This window comes from Pseudomonas sp. GW821-FHT07B01, from assembly GCF_059419065.1.
This window is the reverse complement of sequence record NZ_JBWKRA010000012.1, coordinates 160,453-183,447: the sequence shown is the minus strand read 5'-3', so window position 1 is coordinate 183,447 and position 22,995 is coordinate 160,453. Positions and strand designations below refer to the sequence as shown.

Below are 22,995 nucleotides of genomic sequence, written 5' to 3'. Positions count from 1 at the left end.
CTTCCCCCCCCCCCCCCCCCCCCCCCCCCCCCCCCCCCCCCCCCCCCCCCCCCCCCCCCCACACTTCCTGCATGGGCCAGGGCTGATGTGACCCGCCATTCAGAGACTGAATGCCCCGTCTGCGTTCACAGTCGCCGGGGCTGCGCGGTATAGTCAGGCCATTGATGAATTCGAGGAATGACCGATGAAGTTCGAAGGCACCCAGGCCTATGTGGCTACCGATGACCTGAAACTGGCCGTCAACGCCGCCATCACCCTGGAGCGGCCGCTGCTGGTCAAGGGCGAACCGGGCACCGGCAAGACCATGCTTGCCGAGCAACTGGCCGAATCCTTCGGTGCCAGGTTGATCACCTGGCACATCAAGTCCACCACCAAGGCGCACCAGGGCCTGTACGAGTACGACGCGGTCAGCCGCCTGCGCGACTCGCAACTGGGCGTGGACAAGGTGCACGACGTGCGCAACTACCTGAAGAAGGGCAAGCTGTGGGAAGCCTTCGAGTCCGAAGAGCGGGTGATCCTGCTGATCGATGAAATCGACAAGGCCGACATCGAGTTCCCCAACGACCTGCTGCAAGAACTCGACAAGATGGAGTTCTACGTCTACGAAATCGACGAGACCATCAAAGCCAAGAAGCGCCCGATCATCATCATTACCTCCAACAACGAAAAAGAGCTGCCGGACGCGTTCCTGCGCCGCTGCTTCTTCCACTACATCGCCTTCCCCGACCGCACCACCCTGCAAAAAATCGTGGATGTGCACTACCCGGACATCAAGAAAGACCTGGTCAGCGAAGCGCTGGACGTGTTCTTCGATGTGCGCAAGGTGCCGGGCCTGAAGAAAAAACCTTCCACCTCCGAGCTGGTCGACTGGCTCAAGCTGCTGATGGCCGACAATATTGGCGAAGCAGTGCTGCGCGAGCGCGACCCGACCAAGGCCATCCCTCCCCTGGCTGGCGCCCTGGTGAAGAACGAGCAAGACGTGCAGTTGCTGGAGCGTCTGGCGTTCATGAGCCGTCGCGGTAATCGCTGATGCTGCTCAACCTGTTCAACGAAATGCGTGCCGCCAAGGTACCGGTGTCGGTGCGCGAGCTGCTCGACCTGATCAACGCGCTCAAACAGCGCGTGACCTTCGCCGACATGAACGAGTTCTACTACTTGGCACGGGCGATCCTGGTCAAGGACGAGCGGCATTTCGACAAGTTCGACCGGGCCTTCGGCGCCTATTTCAACGGCCTGGAAAAGCTCGACGACCACCTGCAGGCGCTGATCCCCGAAGAATGGCTACGCAAGGAATTCGAACGTTCCTTGAGCGATGAGGAACGCGCGCAGATCCAGTCCCTGGGTGGCCTCGACAAGCTGATCGAGGAGTTCAAGAAACGCCTGGAAGAACAGAAAGAACGCCACGCCGGTGGCAACAAGTGGATCGGCACCGGCGGCACCAGCCCCTTTGGTTCTGGCGGCTACAACCCCGAAGGCATTCGCGTCGGTGACGCCGGCAAGCGTCAGGGCAAGGCGGTGAAAGTCTGGGACCAGCGCGAGTACAAGAACCTCGACGACCAGGTGGAACTGGGCACGCGCAACATCAAGATCGCCCTGCGCCGCCTGCGCAAGTTTGCGCGCCAGGGTGCGGCCGAAGAGCTGGATATCGATGGCACCATCGACCACACCGCTCGCGATGCCGGCTTGCTGAATATTCAGATGCGCCCCGAACGGCGTAACACCATCAAGCTGTTGCTGCTGTTCGACATCGGCGGCTCGATGGATGCCCACGTGAAGATCTGCGAAGAGCTGTTCTCCGCGTGCAAGACCGAGTTCAAGCACCTGGAGTACTTCTATTTCCATAACTTTGTGTACGAGTCGGTGTGGAAGAACAACCAGCGTCGCACCTCGGAGCGCACGTCCACCCAGGATCTGCTGCACAAATACGGCGCCGACTACAAAGTTATCTTTATCGGCGATGCGGCCATGGCGCCCTATGAAATCACTCAGGCCGGCGGCAGCGTCGAGCATTGGAACGAGGAGCCGGGGTATGTGTGGATGCAGCGCTTCATGGCCAAGTACAAGAAGCTGATCTGGATTAACCCCTACCCGAAAGATACTTGGGGCTATACAGCGTCGACGGGGATTGTTCGCGAGTTGGTGGAGGATCAGATGTACCCGCTGACGCTGCGCGGGTTGGAAGAAGGTATGCGCTTTCTCTCGAAATAGGCGGTGTTTTGACCGGCCTCATCGCAGGCAAGCCAGCTCCCACATGTTGACTGCATTTCAAAGTTGGAATGCATTCCTCTGTGGGAGCTGGCTTGCCTGCGATGCTTTTTAGCGATCGGCAAACTGCTGCAAAAACTTGATGTGCTGCCGATGCGCAGCCTCCTGCACCACCGGTGCCAACCGCACCTTCTCCCCCGGCAGACACTGCGCCAGCCGCGCCAAGGATAAAGGCGTCAACGCGCCCAATCGAGGATAACCACCGATGGTCTGCCGGTCATTGAGCAACACAATCGGCTGCCCATCCGGGGGCACCTGGATCGCGCCCAACGGTATCCCTTCGGAAATCAACGACGGCCCCTGATACTGCAACGGCGTGCCGAGCAAACGCATGCCCATGCGGTCTGCACGGCTGTCCAGAGCCCATTCGGTGTTGAAAGCATCGAACAGGCTCTGCCCGCTGAACTGGCCTATCTGCGCGCCGATGATCACGTCCAGTGATGCAGCGGATTGCACATCCGGGTTGGCCAGCACCTTCATTGCACCGCCCGTACCGGAATACGCCAACCGCCCGCCTTCGGCCAAGGCCTTGCCGCAACCGTCCACCCCGCCCAACGCTTCGCGCACGACCGTGGCACAACTGCCCAGTACAGTCTGCGCATCAAAACCACCGGGCGCGGCCAGATAAGCGCGTGCCCCAGTGAACGGCTGGGTGAAGCGCAGTCGCTGGCCCTTTTGCAGGATAAAACTGCGACCGGGGCTTATCGCTCGCTCATCGACATAGGCGCCCAGGTCCGCACCGGCCAAGGCCAGCAGGCAATAATCCTCGGCCTGTACGGTAAAGCCCCCAAGGGTGATCTCCACCACCGGCGCATCCAGGGCATTGTCCAAAAGCCAGTTGGCCCAGGACATCGACACCCAATCCAGCGCGCCGCCCTGGGTCACGCCCAGGTGGCGTACGCCAAAACGACCGGCGTCCTGCAACAGGCACAGTGGCGTGCTGGCCTCGATGATCAAGCGGCTCATGCTTGCGCCTCCAGCGGCGTGTCGTCGCCACCCAAGTGGATGAATTCGGCGTGGCTGACCGAGGCGAAGCGCACCGTGTCGCCGGGTTGCATCAGGCTGTAGCCGTCGCGCTCCCGGTCGAACAGTTTGGCCGGGGTGCGGCCGATCAGGTTCCAGCCGCCCGGGGACACCACCGGGTACGCAGCGGTTTGCCGTTCGGCGATACCGACACTGCCAGCGGCCACGCGTTTGCGCGGCGTGTTGAGGCGTGGGGTGGCGAGCACTTCGTCCACCAGCCCCATAAAGGCAAACCCAGGGGCAAAGCCCAGGGCGAATACCTGGTACTCGTGGGCGCTGTGGCGGCGGATCACCTCCTCCACGGCCAGCCCGCTGCGCTGGGACAGCAAGGTCAGTTCCGGGCCGACACTCAGGTCGTACCACACGGGCAGCACATGGCACTGGCCACTGCCCTGCGCCTGGGGTTGCAGATCGGTGAGGGCCTGGTCGATCAGCGCCCGGGCCTGGGCCGGGGTCAGCGCCGTGAGATCGTAATGCACCATCAAGGTGGTGTAGGACGGCACCAGGTCCACCAATGCCAAGCCAAAGCCATTGCGCAGGCGCTCGGTAGCCGCGAGCATCCACGGCATGTTGGCTTCGGCGATCACGTCAAACAGACGCACCATCAGGCAGTCGATCGCCACCACTTCGATGCGTGGGTTCATGCTGTTTTCAACGCTTCGCGGATACGCTGCACGGCAGCCACCGAGCTGGCGTTGTCGCCATGCACACACAGGGTATTGGCCTGGAGTACCAATGAGCTACCGTCGCTGGCAATCAGCGATTCGCCACGGGAAAGGGTCAGGGCCTGCTGCACAATGGTTTCGCTGTCGTGGTGCACCGCGCCGGGCAACTGGCGGGAAACCAGATGGCCGTTGCTGTCATAGGCACGGTCGGCAAAGGCTTCGAACCACAGCGTCACCTCGTATTCATCACCCAACGCTTGGGCCGCGCGGTTATCCCGGGTGGCCAGCAGCATCAGCGGCAGGTCGCCGTAGGCGGCCACGGCCTGGATCACCGCACGCAACTGCGCGGGGTTGGCCATCATGTCGTTGTACATCGCACCATGGGGTTTCACATAGCTGACGCGCCCGCCCTGAGCGCGGCAGATGCCATCCAGCGCGCCGATCTGGTAGTGCAACAGGTCCTGGATTTCCTGCGGCGTGTAGTTCATGGAGCGCCGGCCGAAGCCTTGCAGGTCCTGGTAGGCCGGGTGGGCGCCAACTTGCACGCCGTGCTTGAACGCCAGGCTGACGGTCTTGCGCATGATGCTCGGGTCGCCGGCATGGAAGCCGCAGGCCACGTTGGCGCAATCAATGAACGGCATGACTTCGGCGTCCAGACCCATGGTCCAGTTGCCAAAGCTTTCGCCGATGTCGCAGTTCAGTAGCAGGCGGCTCACGGGGGTCGCTCCTGTAGGCTTTGTTTTCTTGTAGTGTGGGATTTTTTACGCAGAACTCGCAACTTGTCCTGGCACCCCAACGACGCTTATCGTGGAATAGCTCGATTTTTGGCGCTTGCCCGGTGCGACGTCCAACTAATAAAAACCGATCCATGCATAAGAAAAAGTTGATCCCATGAATTTGAAGTTCCTCGAAACCTTCGTCTGGGTGGCCAGGCTCAAGAGCTTCCGGCTCACGGCCGAGAAGCTGTTCACCACCCAGGCCTCGATTTCCAGCCGCATTGCGGTGCTGGAAAGCGAGTTGGGGGTGAAGCTGTTCCTGCGTGATTCGCGTGGCGTGAGCTTGACGCCGGAAGGCTTGAAAGTGCTCGACTATGCAGAGCAGATGATGGTGACCATGCAGGGCTTGAAGCAGTCCCTGGAGACCACCAGCAGCAAGGTCGGGCGCATTCGGATCGGCGCGATGGACACGGTGATCCACACCTGGCTGAGCCCGCTGGTCGCTGAACTGATGAAGCTGTACCCGCTGGTAGAGATCGAGTTGATCGCCGATACCGCGCTGAACCTCAGCGATCAGTTGCAAAAAGGCTTCCTTGACCTGATCCTGCAAACCGACCTGCTGCGCCTGGAAACCGTGCGCAGCCTGGAACTGGCCAGCCACCCCATGGCCTGGATCGTGGCCAGCCAGTCGATCTACAACCGCGACTACGCCTCCCTCGCCGAACTGGCCCAGGAGCGCATCATCACCTACTCGAAAAACTCTCACCCGCATCAGGACGTGTTGAGTTTGATGCAGGCCAATGGCGTGGCCGCACCGCGCATGAACTGCGTGAACTCGGTGTCGGCGATTACCCGGTTGCTGCGCGATGGCTTCGGCATCGGCGCACTGCCGCCGGTGCTGGTGAGCGAAGAGCTGGAGCGAGGGGAATTGGTGATGCTGCCCATGGCCCAGCGCCTGCCGAACTTGCAAGTAGTGGTGTCGTGGCGCGTGGGGGTGGAGTTGGTGGAGGAGATTGTGGGGTTGTGCCAGAAAGTCGTCGCCCGCTATGCCGAGCAAGTCGGTGCAGAACGCATGCAACTGCATAAACCCGATTAATCGTTCCCACGCTCTGCGTGGGAACGCAGCCTAGGGCGCTCTGCGCCTCCAAGCGCGACGCGGAGCGTCAGAAAAAGCATTCCCACGCGGAGCGTGGGAACGATCAGTGGGTCGTTAGAGGCCCTTGAGGTCCCGTTCTTCGATGGGCCGGCTCTGGCGCAGGCGCCGGCCGCCTAACACCACCCAGTCGATCAAGCGGTACAGGCACTCGATGCCGAACGACAACAGCATCGCCCCGCCCAGGCCCCAGCCCATGGCTTCAGGCGTCAGCAGAATCTGGTAGCTGTAGCCATTCCAGGTCTCCGAACGGATATCCGGGTCGGCAGCCACGGCCACTTGCAGGGCGCGGATGTACCACGGACCCTGCATGGCCTGGTATTGCTTGTCCAACTCGAGTTGGCGATCGAGCATAGCGCCCAGGCTGCTGGCGTCGCTCTGGAACACCGGGTCATCGCTGGCGCGGTAATGCGCCACCAAGGCTTGCATATCACCGTTGAAAAACTGCTGCGCCGTGGACTCGAAACCGCGCAAGCCGGTCTGGGCCTCGATCAAGTGGGCTTCGACGCGCTTGGCGTAGTCATTGATAAACCCCGGCACCTGCACGCCGACCAACAAGCCAACGGCAAACAGCACCAACCGCAGATAGCTAAGCAACATGCTCGATTCCTTACTCGGTAACGCCCTGGCTGACACATTCACCGCGTCGCCACAGGCTCCATTGGCCCGGTTCGTAGCGGGTCCAGTTTTCGTTGTCGGTCAACGGTTCGGTGGCGATCACCGTTACCACATCATTGGGGGTGGTTTCGGCCTGAAAATCGACGATCACGTCGACATCTTTCAAGCGCGCCGGGCCAAAAGGCGCCCGCCGGGTAATCTGTGCCAGCTTGGTCGAGCAATAGCAGAACAGCCAGTCGCCGTCGCTGAGCAGGCAGTTGAACACGCCCTTGCTGCGGTATTCGGCGCAGGCGGCGATCAGGTCGGGCAGCACCTGTTCGATGTCCACCGGCTCAGGGAAGGCTTCGCGCACACGGTTGAGCAAGTCGCAGAACGCCGCTTCGCTGTCGGTATCGCCCACCGGGCGGTAGAAGGTGGCGCGGGGGTTGAAGTCCGCCAGTTGGCCGTTGTGGGCAAAACACCAGTTACGCCCCCACAGCTCGCGCACGAACGGATGGGTATTGGCCAGGCTGACCTTGCCCACATTCGCTTGGCGAATATGGCCGATCACCACTTCGCTCTTGATGGGGTAACGCTGAACCAGCAATGCGACTTCCGACTCGCTACTGGCAGCCGGGTCCTGGAACAGGCGCAGGCCGCGGCCTTCATAGAAGGCAATGCCCCAGCCGTCGCGATGCGGGCCAGTGCGCCCACCGCGCTGCATCAGCCCGGTAAAGCTGAACACGATATCGGTGGGGACGTTGGCACTCATGCCCAATAATTCACACATGCCAGGGCTCTCGCTGCAGGGCAAACAACGTTAAAGGCGCGGTTCGACCCGCATACCACCGGCAGGCGCCGGGCGACGGAACGGTTCGTCGTCTTCCGGTTCGGCGGCCAAGGCGGCATCCGCAGCCGCCTTGCGCTCACGGCGAGCGTTGGCGGCGCGTTCGATGGGCCAGCGGATCAGCACAAACACGATGTACAGGGCAAACACGATCATCGTGTACATGAACAGGTCGGAAATGGCGCGCCAGGCGTTGTTGCCGACCTTGAGCACCAGGTCCAGGGCAGTAATGGCCACGGCCGGCGCAAACTGGGTCTTGACCGGGTCGACAATGGTCGGGCTGAGCAGCAACACCGCCATCAGCAATTGCAGGGGCTCGCGCAGCCAGCGCCAGATCCAGCGGGTCATGCGCCACCACACCAACAGGCAGCCCAAAGCGGCGAAGGCGTAAAGGCCCCAAGCGGTCAGATAGTCGTTCTCGGTCATGGTGTCCATGGCAAGGTTGGCAAACAGGCGGCTATGATAACGGCTTTTGCGTGTCGCGGCTGCAATGCCTGCCACCGTCTGCCAGATAGGGAATTATCCATGCCTATTTCCACCGCACCGATTGCCCGCAAGGCCCCAGGCCCAGACCCGTACGCCTGGCTGCAAGAACGCGACAACCCTGAGGTACTCGACTACCTCAAGGCCGAAAACGCCTGGCAGGAAGCCCAACTCGCCGATCAGCAGGCGTTGCGCGAGACCCTGTTCGACGAGATCAAGGGCCGCATTCTGGAAACCGACCTGTCCCTGCCCTCCCCTTGGGGCCCGTATCTGTATTACACCCGCACCACCGCCGGCGACGAATACGCCCGCCACTACCGCTGCCGCCGCCCGGCCGATGACAGCAACCAGGTGGACACCAGCAGCGAAGAGCTGTTGCTGGACCCGAACGTGCTGGCCAATGGCGGCTTTTTCTCCCTGGGCGCGTTCAGCATCAGCCCCGATCACCAACGCCTGGCCTACAGCCTCGATACCAGCGGCGAAGAGATTTACACCCTGTTCGTGAAGGAATTGGCGACCGACAAGGTCAGCGAACTGGCGTTCGACAACTGCGATGGCAGCATGACCTGGGCCAATGACAGCCTGACCCTGTTTTTCGGTGAGCTGGACGACACCCATCGCCCGCACAAGCTGTATCGCTATCGCCTGGACGGCACCGCCGCGCAGGAAGTGTTCCACGAGCCCGACGGCCGTTTCTTCCTGCATTGCTACCGCTCAAGCTCCGAACGCCAACTGTTGCTGGCCCTGGGCAGCAAGACCACCAGCGAAGTCTGGGCGCTGGACGCCGAGCAACCGCACCTGGCCTTCACCTGCCTGGCGCCACGGGTCGAAGACCACGAATACGACGTCGACCACGGCAAGCGCAATGGCCAGTGGACCTGGTTTATCCGCAGCAACCGCGACGGCATCAACCATGCGCTGTACGTGGCCGCCGACACCGGCACGCCGCCCACCGAAGCCGACTGGCAGAACCTGATCCCCCACAGCGACGAGGTCATGCTTGACGGCGTGAGCCTGAACGCCGACGCCATGACCTTGAGCCTGCGCATTGGTGGCCTGCCGGTTATCGAAGTACACCCCGAGAACGTGCCGGCCTATCGGGTGCAATTGCCTGACGCCGCCTACAGCCTCTACGTACAGAACAGCCTCGAGTTTCCCAGCGACAAGATCCGCCTGCGCTATGAGGCCTTGAACCGTCCCGCCCAAGTGCGCCAGCTCGAGCTGGCGACAGGCGCGCAGGTCGTGCTCAAGGAAACCCCGGTGCTGGGCGTCTTCAACGCCGACGATTACATCAGCCAACGCCTGTGGGCCACTTCTGCCGATGGCACCCAGGTACCCATCAGCCTGGTGGTCAAGCGTGACCAGCTCGGCAAGCCGACGCCGCTGTACCTGTATGGCTACGGTGCCTACGGCTCAAGCCTGGACCCGTGGTTCTCCCATGCGCGCCTGAGCTTGCTGGACCGTGGCGTGGCGTTTGCCATCGCCCATGTGCGCGGCGGCGGTGAGCTGGGTGAGGCCTGGTATCGCAACGGCAAGCAGGAACACAAGCAGAACACCTTCAGCGACTTTATCGCCTGCGCCGAACATTTGATCGCCGAGGGCCTGACCACCTCCCCACAACTGGCGATCAGCGGCGGCAGTGCCGGCGGCCTGCTGATCGGCGCGGTGCTCAACCAGCGTCCGGAATTGTTCCAGGCGGCGATTGCGGAAGTGCCGTTCGTCGATGTGCTCAATACCATGCTCGATCCGGAACTGCCACTGACCATCACCGAGTACGACGAATGGGGCAATCCCGAGGACCCCGAAGTGTACGCGCGCATCAAGGCCTACGCGCCCTACGAGAACGTCCGTGCCCAGGCTTACCCGGCCACGCTGGTGATCGCCGGCTATAACGACAGCCGCGTGCAGTACTGGGAAGCCGCCAAGTGGGTGGCCAAGCTGCGGGATACCAAGACAGACGACAACCTGCTGCTGCTCAAGACCGAGCTGGGTGCCGGCCATGGCGGCATGAGCGGGCGCTATCAGGGCTTACGTGACGTCGCCCTCGAATATGCCTTTGTGTTCAAGGCCCTCGGTCTGGTCTAACCGCCCGGCGTTTTCGGCTTGCTGTCGTTTTGCTGCAGGCCAGGGACCGTCTGGTCCTTGGGCGGCGCCGGCAGCACGATGGGCGCCAGCGGTGGCGAGCCATTATGGGTCTTGGGCGCAACGGGCGGCGTGACTTGCGGGTACAACGTGGGCGTTGGCGTGCCCGGCGCGCCTGGGGTTGGCGCGGGCGCGACCGGTACGGTTTGTAACTCCTGAGCCTGCGCGGTACCCAATGCGAGCGCGCTCAACACAATGACCGTTAGAATGCTGCACTTCATCGATGGCTCCATGGCCTGACCGGAATGCCCTAAGGCTACTCCCAACCGCGCAAGAATGCCCTTCCCAATGAGATTTCCATGAAACGTTTCGTTCTGCTGGACACCACCCCAATCCCCGACAACGGCGGCGCCTTGTGCCTGTTCGAATACGGCGAGGACTTTGTCATCAAGATCCAGGGCGGTGACGGTGGCCAGTTGATGAACACGCGCATGCATGGCTCCGAAGATGCCCTGGCGGAGATTCCCTGCCGCAAAGTGGCCGGACGCCCGGGTTCACGGGTGCTGATCGGCGGTCTGGGCATGGGCTTTACCCTGGCCGCGGCGCTCAAGCATTTGGGCAAGAGCGCCGAAGTGGTGGTGGCCGAACTGGTGCCCGGCGTCGTGGAGTGGAACCGAGGGCCGCTGGGGGAGAAATCCGGACGCCCGCTGCTGGACCCGCGCACCGTGGTCCGCCAGGAAGACGTGGCCAAGGTACTGCAGGCCGAGCCCCAAGGCTTTGATGCGATCATGCTCGACGTCGACAACGGCCCTGAAGGGCTCACGCAAAAAGCTAACAGTTGGTTGTACTCGGCCAGTGGCCTGGCCGCGTGTGCCAAGGCCCTGCGCCCCAAGGGCGTGCTGGCCGTGTGGTCGGCCAGCGCCGACAAGCTGTTCAGTGACAAACTGCGCAAGGCCGGCTTCAAGGCCGAAGAAGTGCAAGTATTTGCCCATGGCAACAAGGGCACGCGGCATACCATCTGGATTGCAGAGAAGCTCAAGGGCTGATCGCGGTTTATTCAATCGCGCCAATCCCCTGTGGGAGCAGCTAGAATCAACCTTGTCCGTGAACCACCCAATAATAGCCAGGAGCCATGATGAGCTCGAACAACCCGCCCTCCCACACCGCCAAGCTGGACCGCATCCTTGCCGATGCCCAGCGCGACCGCGAAATGGGCTACCGCGATAAAGCCTTGAAGATGTACCCCCACGTGTGTGGCCGCTGCGCCCGTGAGTTTTCCGGCAAGCGCTTGAGTGAACTGACCGTTCACCACCGCAACCACAACCATGATGACAACCCCCAGGACGGTTCCAACTGGGAGTTGCTGTGCTTGTACTGCCACGACAACGAACACTCGCGCTACACCGACCAGCAGTACTTCGGCGAAGGCTCCACCAGCAGCCCGAGCATTGCCAAGGCGACGCACAACCCGTTTGCGGCGTTGGCGGGGTTGATGAAGAAGGACGACTGAAGCTTTTCTTTGCCTGTTCCGGCCTCATCGCAGGCAAGCCAGCTCCCACAGTAGGAATGTATTTCCCGGTGGGAGCCGGGCTTGCCCGCGATGACGATCGTCCAAGCACTGCATCCCCCCAGGCCGTATAATCGCCGTTTTTCTCAAGGCACCCTTCCCCGTGGGCAATAAACGCTACAGCTGCATCGGTCTGTACAACCCCAAATCCCCCGAAAACGTCGGCTCGGTGATGCGTGCCGCCGGCTGTTACGGGGTGGCCTCGGTGTTCTACACCGGCGTGCGTTACGAGCGCGCCCGGGATTTCATCACCGACACCAAGAAGGTGCACCACGATATCCCGCTGATCGGCATCGACGACCTGAAAAAGATCCTGCCCTTAGGCTGCATCCCGGTCGCCGTGGAATTGGTCGACGGCGCCCGCCCGTTGCCTGAATACACCCACCCCGACCGCGCGCTGTATATCTTCGGCCCCGAAGACGGCTCCCTGGACAAAGAGATCCGCGACTGGTGCGAGGACGTGGTGTACATCCCCACCACCGGCTGCATGAACCTGGCGGCCACGGTCAACGTGGTGCTCTATGACCGCCTGGCCAAGGGCAACAACACCCGTTCGGGCCCCAAGTACTGATATTGCGGGAACATCCGGCACATGCGCGCAGTCAGCTAGTAACACTTGCCCTTGTTGGAGACTGATCATGAGCGACAGCAAAACCTTGCGACCTATCATCGAAGCCGCCCCCTTGAAGCCTCAACCCACCCAGAACGTGCATGGCTGGGAGCGCATCGGCTCGGTGGCCGGCGGGGTAATGATGGTGGGTAAAGGCCTGCGCCGCGGCGGGATTTTCGGCTTGATCCAGGTGGCGATTGGTGGCGTGGCACTGGCCCGTGGCTTTACAGGGCACAGTTCGCTCAAGGACAAACTGGAACAGGGCCGCCAGGAAATGAACAGCGTGCGCACGAAAATCGAGCGCGCCGGGGAAGAGTTGAAGAACCTGAAGACCAAGGCTGAAGTGGCGGCTGAAAAGGCTGTGAAACCTAAAGCCTGACCTGAGACTTGGACATGCTGGAGATTCAAATGTGGGAGGGGGCAAGCCCCCTCCCACATTTTGAATTGCACAGGGGTTTGGATCAGCGCAGCAGTTTGCTGTCCAGTACCACCGAAGACTCACCGATCACACTCTCGGCCAACTGCACGAACTCTTTGGTGTTGATGCTGTTCACCCGCATCACTGCCTGCGCCAGATCGTCCAGGGAGCGTTTGTTGTGGGTCTTCACGCGGATCTCACGGTCCAGTTCCTGCAATACCACCACCGAACGCGCCAGCGTCGCGCCGTTGACGTGCTCGCCTTTGAGAGTGGTGACATCTTTGCCTTCTTTGGTCAGCCGCGCCTGGATCGCCGCATAGCGTTCATCGGTGATGCCACCGGCACGCCGCATCAGCTCAATCGCGTAGTACTCGCCCAAGCCCTCGCTGATCCAGTCACTACTGTCGTGGTCATTAAAGCGCCCGATGGCCTGCACCACTTCGCGCAGCAACGGGCTGCTGCCATTTTCGCCAACCAGCGGCGTGCGGCTGTTGAGGTAGATCGAATCGCGTAACGAATAAGCGCCCCGCCGCATCGGGTCACTGGCACCGACAATCAACAGTTTGCCAGGATGGCGCGGGAACGCGGCCTCCACCTGGGGCCAGACAAACGTCAGTAACGTCAGCACGTCCATGCGGCGCATCCCCTGGCCCTTGGGCGAGGCCACGGTGACGTCGGTATCACCCAGGCGCAGGCGGCGGCTGCCGAGGTTGCCCGCCAGCATCCAGCCGGTGGGGCGGTCGAACAGGCGGGACACGTTGTCGATGCGGAATTTGTTCTGGCCGATGCGCGGCCAGGCGGTTTCGACGCTCTTCCAACCCGTCGGCAGTTCAAACATCAGGCGTGAGACCAGTTCGACGCCGTCTTGCTGGTCGAGACGGGCGGCCGGCACCAGGTCTTCGCCGCGCAGTAACGCCCAGCCGGGCGTGATGCGTGTGTCATACACGCCGGGCTTGCGCGCATGGGCCAGGCGCACCCGGTAGGTCAGGCTGGCCTTGTCAGGGCTGGGTTGCCACAGGCCACGGTTGCCCGTGACTTGCCACTGGCCATCGGCCTTGAAGTCGCTGTAGTCACCGTCGCGGCCCAGGTCGAAGTTCAGGCTGCGCACCGCCGCGCCCTGGGACAGGCTGACGCGCACCTCGGCCTGCTGGCTTTGGGGCAACAGCTTGATGTGGTAATCCAGGTCGACTTTCTTCGCGCACCAGCCCGGTCCGCTCAGCGCCAGCACGACCAGGCCCGCTGCCCACTTGGCGGCCACCTTCATACACACTCCTCATTCAGCCTGCGCGGAAAATCAGGTAATCCTCCCAGTCGTCCTCGGGCACGCTGCCTTCGCTGAGCATGCGCCCGGACTGGGAAATGCGTTCGTCGTGCACCGCATCACGGTCGCCGCAGACCAGGTGATGCCACAGCGGCAAGTCCTTGCGCTCGCTGACCAGGCGGTAACCGCAGGTCGGCGGCAACCATTTGAACTGATCGGCCTGGCCCGGTGTGAGCTGAATGCAATCAGGCACCGAGGCGCGGCGGTTGGGGTAATCAGTGCACTGGCAGGTTTTCAGGTCGAGGAGTTTGCAGGCGATACGCGTGTAATAAACGCTGTTGTCGTCCTCATCCTCAAGCTTTTGCAGGCAGCACAGGCCACAGCCGTCGCACAATGACTCCCACTCCTCTTGGTCGAGGTGCTCAAGGGTTTTGCGTATCCAGAAAGGTTCGACTTTGGCGGCCATGGCTCTGCATCAGTATCGGAAGGTGAAAAGGCCGCCAGTCTAGTGCCCAAGCCCGTTGGGGCCAAGCGCTTACGACTGACGGTGTTGCAAGACTTGTCAGGCCTGGGTGGGCGCAGTAGTTTTGAATCCCGTTTTTTTTCCATCAGGGTCTGTCCATGAGCAATAACCCCCGTGTTGCCGATTATCCGATCCACACCCAATTCACCGAGCGCTGGTCGCCCCGCGCCTTTACCGGCGAGAGCATCCCGCAGGAGACGCTGCTGAGTTTCTTCGAAGCGGCACGCTGGGCGCCTTCGGCCTACAACTCGCAGCCGTGGCGGTTTCTGTATGCGCGCCGTGACACGCCGGACTGGGAGCGCTTCCTGGGCCTGCTGAATGAATTCAACCGCAATTGGGCGCAGCATGCGTCGGCCCTGATCATCATCGCGTCGAAAACCGACTTCATCGCCCCCGGTGCTACCGAAGAAACCCCGGCGCTGTGGCACACCTTCGACACCGGCTCGGCCTGGGGCCACCTGGCGCTGCAAGCCAGCCTCAGTGGCTGGCACACCCACGGCATGGCCGGTTTCGACCAGGAACTGACCCGCAAGGAGCTCAAGATTCCCCAGGGTTATGCGCTGCATGCGGCCGTGGCGGTGGGCAAGCTGGGTGACAAGTCGAGTTTGCCGGAGTACCTGCAAGGGCGCGAAATGCCGAGCCCGCGCAAGCCGTTGAGCGAGCTGGTGTCCGAGGGTGACTTCAGTCTCTAAGACTTGCATACACTCAATGTGGGAGCGGGCTTGCTCGCTCCCACATTTTTCCGCGTTTTGTCAGTAGCCGCGCTCGAAATCCACTTCCCCGCGCAGCGCTTGCTTGGCCTGATACGCCCGCAGGTTCTGCACAAACAACGCCACCATCATCGGCGGCGAGGTCGGGGCCGAGCTGTGCCCGGTCAACAGCAAACCCCACGCCGTCCAGAACGGATGGCGTTGCGGCAAGGGCTCCTGGCGGCACACGTCGATCACCGCGCCGGCCAGGTGCCCTTCTTTGAGCGCCTCGACCAGGTCGGCGTCCACCACCGCCACGCCGCGTCCGACGTTGATAAACAAACCGGTGGGTTTGAATTGCTTGAACAGCGCCGCGTCGTACAGGTCATGGGTATCAGGCGTGTTGGGCAGCAGGTTGATCACGTAATCCACCTCCCCCACCAGCCGGCCCAACTGGTCGAGCCCCGCCACTTCGATAAACGGTGCCTGCTCGCGGGCCTGGCTGGCGATGCCATACAACTGCACGCCGAACGGCAGCAGAAACTCGGCCACGCGCTGGCCGATGTCACCGGTGCCGACGATCAGCGCCTTACGCCCCGCCAGGCTCTGGCCCATGCGGTTATCCCATTTGCGCTCCACCTGGCTGACCAACCGCGCCAGCACTTCGCGCTCGTGGCCCAGCATGTAGGTGAGGACAAACTCGGCCATGACCTGGCCAAAAATGCCTACCGCGCGGGTCAGCCGATAGTCGCGTGGCAAGCCATCGGCCAGCAGTGGCGTGATGCCCGCCCAAGTCGATTGCAGCCATTGCGGATGATGGCCCTGGCGCAGCAGGGTCGCCAACAGATCGGGCTGGCCCAGCCACACCGGACAGTCGGCGGCCAGGCGCGAGAGTTCGGCCGAATCGCCGCTGGTCAGCACTTCGAGGTCTGGGGCGGCGTCCCTGAGCAATTGGGCGTAGAGCGGATGATCCTGTTCAGCAATCAGAACACGCATGGTTCAAACCTTTGAAAAAACAGTGCAGACGGCCGCCCGCATCCTTACGGCCACCGTCCTCTAATACGATTCCATTGAAGCTGTGCCCTGAAGCGGGCACTGGTCGATCACATCGGGTCGTTGCGGCGCAGCAGCTCTTCGGGCAAGTGCTCGATGTACTCGTCCTCGGCCGGCGGCATTTGCAGGTGGTAGCCCTGCTTGTCGAGGTTTTCCAGCACCACGGCGATGTCTTCGCGCGACAGCTTGCGCTCCGGCGTCAGCACCATGTCAAAGGCGTGATGCGCCTTGCCGAAGGCTTCCATCAACGGCTCGGGTACGCGCTCCAGGGCATCGCTTTTGAGCACATAGAGGTACATGCCGTCTTTTTTCTTGCTGCGGTAGATGGAGCAAATACGTTTCAAGGCTGTTCTCCGGCATTGGCCAGGCTGTCGAGCAACGCCTGGCCCATCAACTCGCGGCGCCAGCCACGCAGCGAGTCTGGCAATTGGTAAGGCCCATCGGGGTAGCCACTTTTAACCAGGGCTTCGAGGGTTTTCTTGCGCAGCATCAGTTCCGGCGCCATGTCCAGGCGCTCGGCGAAGGTTTGGCCCAGGGCCCGCAGTTGCTTGATCAACGCTGCAGCGTCCACCGGCAACGGCTCTGCCACGGCAGGCGGCCATTGGTCCATGGGCAGGCTGGCAGTGCGTTTGATCAGGTCCAGCAGGAACTGGCCGTCCTGACGCACGGTGCGCGGGTGCATGTCTTCGATCTTGCCCAGGGCGGCGAGGTTATCCGGCTGGGATTTGGCCAGGGGCCACAGAGAGTGTTCGCGAACGATGCGGTTGCGCGGCAAGTCGCGGGCACGGGCCTGCTGCTCGCGCCAGGCGCAGAGTTCACGCAGCACCGCGAGTTGGGCACGGGACAACTTCCACGCCAGCTTGGCGTCGCGGTACACCTCGTAGGGGTCGATCTCACGGCGCAGGTTGGCCACCAGTTCGGCGCCGTCTTCCAATACCCACCCGTATTTGTCGTCCGACAGTTGCGGGCGCAGGCGGGTGTAAACCTCGGCCAGGTGCACCGCGTCTTCGGCGGCGTAGCTGACCTGCGTCTCCGACAATGGCCGCTGCAGCCAGTCGGAGCGGGTTTCGCCCTTGGGCAGCTCGATATCCAACACCGCCTGCACCAGGCGCGAGTAGCCCATGGAGAAACCGAGGTTGAGGTACGCCGCCGCCAATTGGGTGTCGAACAACGGCACTGGCAAGCTGCCAGTCAGGCGCAACAGCACTTCCAGGTCTTCGCTGCAGGCGTGCACCACCTTGATCACCGCCGGGTTCTCCAGCAAGGCGGCCAAGGGTTGCCAATTGTCGATAGTCAGGGGGTCGATCAGGTAAGCGCGCACGCCATCACCGATCTGGATCAGCCCGGCAATAGGGTAAAAGGTGTCGACCCGCATGAATTCGGTGTCGAGGGCGACGAATGGCAACTGCTGCCATTCGGCGCAATGCTGGCCGAGGCTATCGTTGTCGCAGATCCAGTGAATATCGATGGCCACACGGCTCTCCCTTGAAGAATGGCGCGCAGTATATATCGCGAAAGGGGCTTGCGAGCATCCGCAGTGCACACGCCATCATGAAAACTCCGACAGGAGATGAAGAATAGTCCGACAAACGGGCGTTATCCTCTCTTACGCAAAACGTAGACGCACCATCGCCGCGAGCCCGGCAGGAACTCTTGGTAATTGAGGATTTTGAAGCCGGCTTGGCGAAACTCGCTCTCTACCGGCGTGCCCACGTTCACGGCAACAATCACCGTGTCGCGACTGACGCGGTGAAACTCATGCAATAACATGAGTCGTGCATCGCTGCCGGGCACATGGCGAAACAAATCCAGGCAGAAAATGCAGTCCACCGCATTCGCCGAAAGGCCAATGGAAAACGCCGAGCCCTGGAATGTTTTGACACGCTTGAGCAACGTACCCGGGTGATGGGTGCGCGCGTGATCGAGCATCGCCTGGGAGTTGTCCGAGGCCAGGATCACACGGTTGACGTGTTCGGCCAGCACCGGCCAGAAGCGCCCGGAACCGCACGCCAGGTCGAGGATAAGCCCTGGCTCGCCCGCCACTTTCAGGGCCTGGCGTACCAACCGCGCATCGCGCCACGCCGACAGGCGCTGCAACAGCCTGGGCGGACGCGGGTCGCCACAGCCCCTGGCATGCTCACGGTCATAGCGCTCGGTGAATTCGGTCTCGATGGAGGATGGAGGTTGTGGCGACATCGCGGGCTCATGTGAATGAAACGGTAGTGAACGACCTTGATCCGCAGCTTAACCTTCGCAACGTGAAAAAAAGGTCGAAAGCCCACACCGCTAAAACCGGTCACGCTTGATGCAAGTACCACCGCCAATCCTGCTCCCCCACCTCGCCCATGAACTGGCGGTATTCGGCACGTTTGACCGCCAGGTAAACGCCTAGGAATTCGCGCCCGAACGCATCCGGTGCCCAGCGGGAGGTTTCCAGCGCGCGCAAGGTGGTCAGCCAGTCGGTGGGCAGCAGTTCCTTGGCCTGGGCGTAGCCGTTGCCTTGCACCGGGGCGCCAGGGTCGAGCTGTTCGCGGATGCCTCGATGAATGCCGGCCAGGATCGCAGCAGCCGCCAGGTAGGGGTTGGCGTCGGCACCGCAGATGCGGTGTTCGATATGCCGGGATGGAGCCGGGCCACCGGGCACACGCAGGCTGACGGTGCGGTTGTCCACGCCCCAAGTGGCAGCGAGCGGCGCATAGCTGTTGGTTTGGAAGCGTCGATAAGAGTTGGCGTTGGGGCAGAACATCAACAGTGAATCGAGCAAGGTACTGAGCATGCCGCCCACGGCCTGGCGCAGCAGTGGCGTGCCGTCGGTCGCTTCACTGGCAAACAGGTTATTGCCCTGGGCATCGGCCAGGCTGACGTGCATGTGCATGCCGGTGCCGGCCAGGTCGTCGAACGGCTTGGCCATGAAACAGGCGGTCATTCCATGTTTGTGCGCCACGCCCTTGACCAGGCGTTTGTAGCGCACGGCTTCGTCCATCGCCTGCAGCGCGTCGGTGCGGTGCTCGAGGGTGATTTCCACTTGGCCCGGCGCGTACTCGGAGATAGCCGTGCGCGCCGGAATGCCTTGCAGTTTGCAGGCGCTGTAGAGGTCGGCAAGAAACGGCTCGATCTGCTCCAGCTCGCGCAGGCCGTACACCTGGGTCGAGCGCGGACGCTTGCCATCCACATCCCGCGCCGGTTGCGGGCGGCCGTTGCTGTCGGGCTTCTGGTCGAGCAGATAGAACTCCAGCTCCGCCGCCATCACCGGGTAATAACCGTCGGCCTTGAGCGCCTCGATAACATTGGCCAGCAGGTGCCTGGGGTCGGCCACGGTGGCGGGCAGACCTTCGGTGGGGTGCATGCTGACTTGCACCGCTGCGGTGGGGATCAAGCGCCATGGCATGCGCTGCAAGCTGCCGCTGATCGGATAGGCGCGGCAGTCGATATCTCCCACCTCCCAGACCAGCCCGGAGTTTTCTACGTCATCGCCATTGATGGTCAGGCCGAGGATGGTACTGGGCAGAGGCCGGCCACTTTCGTACACCGCCAGCAGTTCGTCGCGGTGCAGCAGCTTGCCGCGCGGTACGCCGTTGTTATCGAGGATAAACAGCTCGAACATCTCAATGTCGGGGTTCTGTTCAAGGAAGGTCTGGGCTTCATGCAGGCTGGCAAAAACACTCATGGGAATTCTCATACGTTTGCGTCAGGCAAGCGCGCAGGCGCCGCCGGGCAGATGCGCACAGGTGCGCGTCATCCTTGGGGTAGATCAACGTAGGAGAGAGGTATCTGGCGGGCGCGCGTGTCGGCAATGGAACAAGGCCCAGAACGCAAGCGCAGACGGCAATGTCGCGGTGTGAGTGTCAGGGCAAGCGTGCATGCGCGGTTCACAGTGATAGAGAGACTGGAGCGTCACACGCGAGGATACGCGAGTAAATTCAGGCTTGATGGAGTTTGGTTGCAGTTTGGCTAAACATTCACCGCGCCTTGCCACCCTGCCCTGTGCTGGAAATAATGAGCCCCCGACCGTGCCCCAAGGATTCGACCCCATGAAAGCGCCTCTGGCCCTCTGTGTACTGGCAAGCCTGGCCACTGTCGCCCAGGCCGACACCGCTGCATCTCGCCTTGACGACGTGATTGCGCACGGTACCCTCACCGTGTGTACCACCGGCGACTACAAGCCTTACACCTCGCTGCGCAGCGACGGCGGCTATGAAGGTATCGACATTGCCATGGCCGAGTCTCTGGCCAAGAGCCTCAACGCCAAAATCAACTGGGTGCCCACCACCTGGAAAACCCTGATGCCGGACTTTCTGGCCCAACGCTGCGACATCGCGGTGGGCGGTATTTCCGTGTCGTTGGAACGTCAGAAAAAAGCCTTCTTCAGCCAGTCTCTCGGGGTCGATGGCAAGATCCCACTGGTGCGCTGCGCCGATGTGCAGCGCTACCAGACGGTGGAACAGATCAACCAGCCCCAGGTGCGAGTGATCGAACCCGCCGGTGGCACCAATGAAGTGTTTGCCCGTGCGCACCTGGGCCAGACGCAGATTCGCCTGCATGACAACGTGACGATTTTTGATGAACTGCTGGCGGGCAAAGCCGATGTGATGATTACCGACGCCAGCGAGGCACGTTATCAGCAGAAGCTCAAGCCTGGGTTGTGCGCGGTCAACCCGGAGCAACCGATGCAGTACAGTGAAAAAGCGTTTTTGTTGCCGCGCGATGATGTGGCCTGGAAGAGTTACGTGGATCAGTGGTTGCATTTAAGTGTGGCGACGGGGGCGTATGCGGGGATTGTGGGGCAGTGGTTGGCTGCGCCTTGAATGCGGGGTGCCAGGTAGATCGGTGTTGATTGTCCGGCCGTCATCCCAGGCGAGCCAGCTCCCACATTGGGATCCTGGGGCGTCAGCCCGGCCCTACGCCTTGATCAACGCTACAAACGCCGCACACGCAGCGCTGCGATACGCGCCCTTGCGGCTCAGCAGTGCCGCGGTGCGCTGCGGCAACGGTGGGGCAATCGCCACGGCATGCAGGCCTGCCTGGGCCTCGGCCAGTGCGCGGGGCAGGATGGTTGCCAGGGGCGTGCTGCGCACGATTTCGATAATCGCGCTGATGGAATTGGCCTCCATGGCAATCTGCGGTTTAACCCCTTGCTGGTGGCAGTAGTCGTCGATATAGCGACGGGTGGCGAAGCCTGTGTTCAGTAGCACCAGGGGCTGTTCGAGCCAGGCTGGTTGTGTGCGTTCTGGATGGCTGGCACTGACGACCAGGCTCAGCTCTTCGACAAACAGCGCCTCGCAGTGGATCTCCAGCCCATGCTCGCCGGTAAAGCCGATGCCGATATCCAGCAGGTCCTCGCCCAGGGCGGCTTCGATGCGGTCTTGGGTCAGTTCCTCAATGCTCAGGGTGATGCCGGGATACAACGCATTGAAGCGTGCCAGCAGCGGGCCGATCAGGTAGGCGGTGAAGGTCGGCGTCATGGCCAGGCGCAAATGCCCCCGGCGCAGGTCCTGCACGTCATGTATGGCGCGGGTGCCGGCCTGTAGATCCTGCAAGGCCAGCCGCGCATAACGCACATAGGCCTGCCCCGCGTCGGTCAGGCTGACACTGCGCCCGGAACGGTCCAGCAGTGGCGCGCCCAGGCTTTCTTCCAGTTGCTTGATCTGTTGCGACAAGGTCGGTTGCGAGACATGTAGCGCCTCGGCGGCACGCGTGAAATTGCGATGCTCGGCAACCGCCAGCAAGTAACGGATATGACGCAACAGCATGGGCAGCGCTCCAACTATAGGCATGACTTATAGAAAGCATAATAAACCGATCTTGGACGCTATAGCCGAAAACTTCCATCCTTGCCCCATCAGCGACGCAAGGAGAACCACCATGCAGCATCTCATCGACGGCTTTCGCAAATTCCAACGTGAAGCCTTTACCCCTCGCAGTGACTTGTTCAAACACCTGGCGACTACGCAAAACCCCGGCACCTTGTTCGTGTCCTGCTCTGACAGCCGCGTAGTCCCCGAGCTGTTGACCCAGCAGGAACCCGGTGACCTGTTCGTCATCCGTAACGCCGGCAACATAGTGCCGTCCTACGGCCCGGAACCAGGAGGTGTGTCGGCCACAGTCGAATATGCCGTTGCGGTGCTGGGCGTCAGCGACATTGTGATTTGCGGGCACTCGGACTGCGGTGCGATGACTGCCATTTCTACCTGCAAATGCCTGGACCACCTGCCCGCCGTGGCCAACTGGCTGCGCCATGCCGAGTCGGCCAAGGTGATAAATGCCGCTCGCACGCATGTCTCGGACGCTGCACGCCTGGATTCGTTGGTGCGCGAAAACGTGGTCGCCCAACTGGCTAATCTCAAGACTCACCCTTCTGTCGCCCTGGCGCTGGAACAAGGCCGGATGAACCTGCATGGCTGGGTGTACGACATCGAAACCGGCGGCATCGACGCTTTGGACGGGCACACCGGGCGCTTCGTCTCCCTGCTCGACCACCCCAGCACCCGCGCCCACGCTGCCTGAACCTTATTCAACCCAAGAGGACGTCACCATGTTGCAATCCCAATTCGCCCAAACCCCACGTCTGGCCCTGGCCGACACCGTTATCGACCTCAAGGCACGCAAAAACCTGTCGTGGCAGGACCTCACCGACGGCACCGGGCTGAGCCTGGCATTCGTCACCGCAGCCCTGCTCGGCCAGCACCCGCTGCCCAAGGAGGCGTCCGACATCGTGTGCGGCAAACTCGGTCTCGACGAGGACGCCAGCCGCCTGCTGCAGAGCGTCCCGTTGCGCGGCAGCTTCCCGAGCGGTGTGCCGACCGACCCAACCATGTACCGTTTCTATGAAATGCTGCAAGTCTACGGCTCTACCTTGAAAGCCCTGGTGCATGAGCAATTCGGCGACGGCATCATCAGCGCCATCAACTTCAAACTGGACATCAAGAAAGTCGAAGACCCGGACGGCGGCTCCCGTGCGGTCATCACCCTGGACGGCAAATACCTGCCGACCAAACCCTTCTGATTCGCCGCCAACCGTCTACGCTCTTGGCACACCAACAAGA

General features: G+C 62.0%; 27 protein-coding genes. 12 read left to right on the top strand and 15 right to left on the bottom strand.

From position 1 onward, the window contains the following. Nucleotides 1-184: 184 nt before the first annotated feature. Together AC07S6_RS15785 and AC07S6_RS15780 are read left to right on the top strand one after the other, a co-directional pair. Nucleotides 185-1,030: an AAA family ATPase gene (locus AC07S6_RS15785; RefSeq protein WP_003189627.1), complete on the top strand. Its 846-nt coding sequence runs from the start codon at nt 185-187 to the stop codon at nt 1,028-1,030. Further along, on the top strand, nt 1,030-2,208 hold the full coding sequence (locus AC07S6_RS15780; protein WP_200599235.1) for a vWA domain-containing protein: 1,179 nt from the start codon (nt 1,030-1,032) through the stop codon (nt 2,206-2,208). Before AC07S6_RS15785 ends, AC07S6_RS15780 begins: the two co-directional genes overlap by 1 nt. A gap of 108 nt (nt 2,209-2,316) precedes the next feature. On the opposite strand, the gene AC07S6_RS15775 is transcribed toward AC07S6_RS15780, so the two are convergent. Genes AC07S6_RS15775 through AC07S6_RS15765 form a run of 3 tightly spaced genes read right to left on the bottom strand, consistent with a single transcriptional unit; the run spans nt 2,317 to nt 4,669 of the window. Then, on the bottom strand, nt 2,317-3,231 hold the full coding sequence (locus AC07S6_RS15775) for a 5-oxoprolinase subunit C family protein (protein WP_034126632.1): 915 nt from the start codon (nt 3,229-3,231) through the stop codon (nt 2,317-2,319). Continuing rightward, on the bottom strand, nt 3,228-3,932 hold the full coding sequence (locus AC07S6_RS15770) for a 5-oxoprolinase subunit B family protein (RefSeq protein WP_034126631.1): 705 nt from the start codon (nt 3,930-3,932) through the stop codon (nt 3,228-3,230). The genes AC07S6_RS15775 and AC07S6_RS15770 overlap by 4 nt, the downstream gene beginning before the upstream one ends. Beyond that, entirely contained in the window at nt 3,929-4,669 is a 741-nt protein-coding gene (locus AC07S6_RS15765) for a 5-oxoprolinase subunit PxpA (protein WP_060764438.1), read from the bottom strand. Before AC07S6_RS15765 ends, AC07S6_RS15770 begins: the two co-directional genes overlap by 4 nt. A 175-nt stretch (nt 4,670-4,844) precedes the next feature. On the opposite strand from AC07S6_RS15765, the gene AC07S6_RS15760 reads away from it, so the two are divergent. Then, nucleotides 4,845-5,765, top strand: coding sequence for a LysR family transcriptional regulator (locus tag AC07S6_RS15760; RefSeq protein WP_057975685.1), 921 nt, complete (start codon nt 4,845-4,847; stop codon nt 5,763-5,765). A gap of 114 nt (nt 5,766-5,879) precedes the next feature. On the opposite strand, the gene AC07S6_RS15755 is transcribed toward AC07S6_RS15760, so the two are convergent. Genes AC07S6_RS15755 through AC07S6_RS15745 form a run of 3 tightly spaced genes read right to left on the bottom strand, consistent with a single transcriptional unit; the run spans nt 5,880 to nt 7,767 of the window. Then, the gene (locus AC07S6_RS15755) at nt 5,880-6,422 is read right to left on the bottom strand and encodes a DUF2937 family protein (protein ID WP_034126628.1); all 543 of its coding nucleotides are present in this window, start codon (nt 6,420-6,422) and stop codon (nt 5,880-5,882) included. 10 nt (nt 6,423-6,432) lie between these two features. Continuing rightward, the gene (locus AC07S6_RS15750) at nt 6,433-7,209 is read right to left on the bottom strand and encodes a class II glutamine amidotransferase (RefSeq protein WP_003189615.1); all 777 of its coding nucleotides are present in this window, start codon (nt 7,207-7,209) and stop codon (nt 6,433-6,435) included. Nucleotides 7,210-7,239: 30 nt separating this feature from the next. Then, the gene (locus tag AC07S6_RS15745; protein WP_019818257.1) at nt 7,240-7,767 is read right to left on the bottom strand and encodes a hypothetical protein; all 528 of its coding nucleotides are present in this window, start codon (nt 7,765-7,767) and stop codon (nt 7,240-7,242) included. A gap of 24 nt (nt 7,768-7,791) precedes the next feature. Between AC07S6_RS15745 and AC07S6_RS15740 the strand changes: the two genes are divergently transcribed. Next, nucleotides 7,792-9,834: a S9 family peptidase gene (locus AC07S6_RS15740; protein ID WP_495112604.1), complete on the top strand. Its 2,043-nt coding sequence runs from the start codon at nt 7,792-7,794 to the stop codon at nt 9,832-9,834. Here the strand turns inward: AC07S6_RS15740 and AC07S6_RS15735 are convergent. Beyond that, nucleotides 9,831-10,112, bottom strand: a complete 282-nt coding sequence (locus tag AC07S6_RS15735) for a hypothetical protein (protein WP_014717488.1) — start codon at nt 10,110-10,112, stop codon at nt 9,831-9,833. The genes AC07S6_RS15740 and AC07S6_RS15735 overlap by 4 nt on opposite strands. Nucleotides 10,113-10,190: 78 nt before the next feature. On the opposite strand from AC07S6_RS15735, the gene AC07S6_RS15730 reads away from it, so the two are divergent. The 4 genes from AC07S6_RS15730 to AC07S6_RS15715 all read left to right on the top strand — a co-directional run bounded on the left by AC07S6_RS15730 (nt 10,191) and on the right by AC07S6_RS15715 (nt 12,387). Further along, a complete protein-coding gene (locus AC07S6_RS15730; RefSeq protein ID WP_003189610.1) occupies nt 10,191-10,877 on the top strand; it encodes a spermidine synthase in 687 nt (228 codons plus the stop codon). Nucleotides 10,878-10,966: 89 nt separating this feature from the next. Beyond that, a complete protein-coding gene (locus AC07S6_RS15725) occupies nt 10,967-11,341 on the top strand; it encodes a YajD family HNH nuclease (RefSeq protein WP_003189609.1) in 375 nt (124 codons plus the stop codon). Between the two features lie 160 nt (nt 11,342-11,501). Beyond that, nucleotides 11,502-11,969 carry an RNA methyltransferase gene (locus AC07S6_RS15720; RefSeq protein WP_014717486.1) on the top strand — a complete coding sequence of 156 codons (468 nt, stop codon included), beginning with the start codon at nt 11,502-11,504 and terminating at the stop codon, nt 11,967-11,969. A 67-nt stretch (nt 11,970-12,036) separates the two neighbouring features. Beyond that, nucleotides 12,037-12,387 carry a YgaP family membrane protein gene (locus AC07S6_RS15715; protein WP_014717485.1) on the top strand — a complete coding sequence of 117 codons (351 nt, stop codon included), beginning with the start codon at nt 12,037-12,039 and terminating at the stop codon, nt 12,385-12,387. An 82-nt stretch (nt 12,388-12,469) separates the two neighbouring features. Here AC07S6_RS15715 and AC07S6_RS15710 read toward each other — a convergent pair whose 3' ends face one another. Continuing rightward, nucleotides 12,470-13,690 carry a hypothetical protein gene (locus AC07S6_RS15710; RefSeq protein WP_054919989.1) on the bottom strand — a complete coding sequence of 407 codons (1,221 nt, stop codon included), beginning with the start codon at nt 13,688-13,690 and terminating at the stop codon, nt 12,470-12,472. A 13-nt stretch (nt 13,691-13,703) separates the two neighbouring features. Beyond that, entirely contained in the window at nt 13,704-14,153 is a 450-nt protein-coding gene (locus tag AC07S6_RS15705) for a YcgN family cysteine cluster protein (RefSeq protein WP_495112603.1), read from the bottom strand. Nucleotides 14,154-14,308: 155 nt separating this feature from the next. On the opposite strand from AC07S6_RS15705, the gene AC07S6_RS15700 reads away from it, so the two are divergent. Then, nucleotides 14,309-14,902: a nitroreductase family protein gene (locus tag AC07S6_RS15700; RefSeq protein WP_054898831.1), complete on the top strand. Its 594-nt coding sequence runs from the start codon at nt 14,309-14,311 to the stop codon at nt 14,900-14,902. 60 nt (nt 14,903-14,962) lie between these two features. On the opposite strand, the gene AC07S6_RS15695 is transcribed toward AC07S6_RS15700, so the two are convergent. The 5 genes from AC07S6_RS15695 to AC07S6_RS15675 all read right to left on the bottom strand — a co-directional run bounded on the left by AC07S6_RS15695 (nt 14,963) and on the right by AC07S6_RS15675 (nt 19,619). Continuing rightward, nucleotides 14,963-15,895, bottom strand: coding sequence for a D-2-hydroxyacid dehydrogenase (locus tag AC07S6_RS15695; protein WP_054898832.1), 933 nt, complete (start codon nt 15,893-15,895; stop codon nt 14,963-14,965). Nucleotides 15,896-16,002: 107 nt separating this feature from the next. Further along, nucleotides 16,003-16,296: a YcgL domain-containing protein gene (locus AC07S6_RS15690; RefSeq protein WP_003189597.1), complete on the bottom strand. Its 294-nt coding sequence runs from the start codon at nt 16,294-16,296 to the stop codon at nt 16,003-16,005. Further along, complete coding sequence (rnd, locus tag AC07S6_RS15685) at nt 16,293-17,426, bottom strand: ribonuclease D (RefSeq protein WP_495112602.1); 1,134 nt, start codon at nt 17,424-17,426, stop codon at nt 16,293-16,295. Before rnd ends, AC07S6_RS15690 begins: the two co-directional genes overlap by 4 nt. A 122-nt stretch (nt 17,427-17,548) precedes the next feature. Beyond that, complete coding sequence (locus AC07S6_RS15680) at nt 17,549-18,148, bottom strand: class I SAM-dependent methyltransferase (protein ID WP_054919994.1); 600 nt, start codon at nt 18,146-18,148, stop codon at nt 17,549-17,551. 100 nt (nt 18,149-18,248) lie between these two features. After that, complete coding sequence (locus AC07S6_RS15675) at nt 18,249-19,619, bottom strand: glutamine synthetase family protein (protein WP_495112601.1); 1,371 nt, start codon at nt 19,617-19,619, stop codon at nt 18,249-18,251. A gap of 364 nt (nt 19,620-19,983) precedes the next feature. On the opposite strand from AC07S6_RS15675, the gene AC07S6_RS15670 reads away from it, so the two are divergent. Next, on the top strand, nt 19,984-20,757 hold the full coding sequence (locus AC07S6_RS15670) for a transporter substrate-binding domain-containing protein (protein ID WP_495112600.1): 774 nt from the start codon (nt 19,984-19,986) through the stop codon (nt 20,755-20,757). A 93-nt stretch (nt 20,758-20,850) separates the two neighbouring features. Here AC07S6_RS15670 and cynR read toward each other — a convergent pair whose 3' ends face one another. Continuing rightward, nucleotides 20,851-21,702, bottom strand: a complete 852-nt coding sequence (gene cynR, locus AC07S6_RS15665) for a transcriptional regulator CynR (RefSeq protein ID WP_495112599.1) — start codon at nt 21,700-21,702, stop codon at nt 20,851-20,853. Nucleotides 21,703-21,814: 112 nt separating this feature from the next. Here cynR and AC07S6_RS15660 point away from each other — a divergent pair, with 112 nt between their 5' ends. Then, the gene (locus tag AC07S6_RS15660) at nt 21,815-22,456 is read left to right on the top strand and encodes a carbonic anhydrase (protein ID WP_054919998.1); all 642 of its coding nucleotides are present in this window, start codon (nt 21,815-21,817) and stop codon (nt 22,454-22,456) included. Between the two features lie 28 nt (nt 22,457-22,484). Further along, entirely contained in the window at nt 22,485-22,955 is a 471-nt protein-coding gene (gene cynS / locus AC07S6_RS15655; protein ID WP_054920001.1) for a cyanase, read from the top strand. Nucleotides 22,956-22,995 lie beyond the last annotated feature (40 nt).